At 45.4% G+C, this 1198-nt stretch carries 1 protein-coding gene; it reads right to left on the reverse strand.

Annotated features, from left to right (window positions below; genetic code table 11):
- Window positions 1–85 precede the first annotated feature (85 nt).
- Window positions 86–1102: an IS110 family transposase gene (locus MMG82_RS21325; RefSeq protein WP_037431787.1), complete on the reverse strand. Its 1017-nt coding sequence runs from the start codon at window positions 1100–1102 to the stop codon at window positions 86–88.
- Window positions 1103–1198 lie beyond the last annotated feature (96 nt).

Genomic DNA, 1198 nt, shown 5'->3' on the forward strand with positions numbered 1-1198 from the left:
CAGTCTGACTGTCTCATCATCAAATCAAGTGTCTTAGCAACTTGCTGGTTGGTTAATTATTCACGTTTATTGAATCTATTCAGTACTATACTGGAAGCCGATACTCTTCCTCACGCGCCGCGATAACCCATGCCATTCTCGCGAGTTTATTGGCGACGGCCACACAGGCTCGATTAAAACCTCGGCGCTCTGCTAACTGTATTGCCCAGCAGCTAAATTTATCCTGTTTATGACAACTGTGCTGCAACACCGCTCTGGCGCCGTGAATAAACAGGGTACGTAAATACGCATTTCCCCGCTTGCTTATCCCAAGGAGGTTATCTTTACCTCCGCTGCTGTGTTGCTTGGGAACCAAGCCACACCAAGCTGAAAAGTGTCTACCATTACTGAAGTCTTTACCCTCTCCAGCAGCCGCATAAAAGGCCGTAGCGGTGACGGGACCAATACCTGGGATAGTCTCTAAACGCTGGCAAATCACATTGTTTTTCGTTTCAGTGAGTACTTGGGTATCACAATCCTTAAGCCGTCTTTCTATATCTGTAAACTCTTCATATAACTGATAAAAAATTGTTCGACCTTTGGTAGTCAGCGCATTGGTTTCGTTAGTCAAAATCTCAGGAAACTGTACTTTAAAAGCCGATTTACTTTTGGCTATCACGATGCCGTATTCAGCTAACATACCTCGCACTTGGTTGATTAAGGCTGTTGATTGCTTAGTTAATCGTTCGCGCATTCGGTGGAGCAGTTGCACATCTTGCTGCTCGACGCTTTTGGGTTTTACAAACCGCATGTTGGGTCGCTGCGCAGCCTCCGCGATGGCTAAAGCATCATTGTAGTCATTTTTGTTACCTTGCCGAAAAGGCACGACAAATTGAGGAGCAATTAACTTGACGCTGTGGCCCAACAGCTCAAATTCTCTGGTCCAGTAATTTGCGCCACTACAGGCTTCCATCACAATCAGACAAGGCTCAATTTGAGCGACAAAGGGCAGCAAGTCTTTGCGTCTAAGCATTTTCTTTTTAATTAACTTGCCTGCTTTATCGACGCCAACAGCATGAAAAACAGACTTTGCGATATCTAAACCGATTGTAGTAATCTTCATAGGTGGACCCGTCCTCTTTCTGATGAGTTTTAGCGACTACATCGTGGCCCATTGCGAGGCCGATTTAAAGTGGATGGGTCCATTCCATTATCCATG

Source organism: Shewanella sp. MM_2022_3 (assembly GCF_022557375.1).
In the GTDB taxonomy this organism is placed as follows: Bacteria; Pseudomonadota; Gammaproteobacteria; order Enterobacterales; family Shewanellaceae; genus Shewanella; species Shewanella xiamenensis.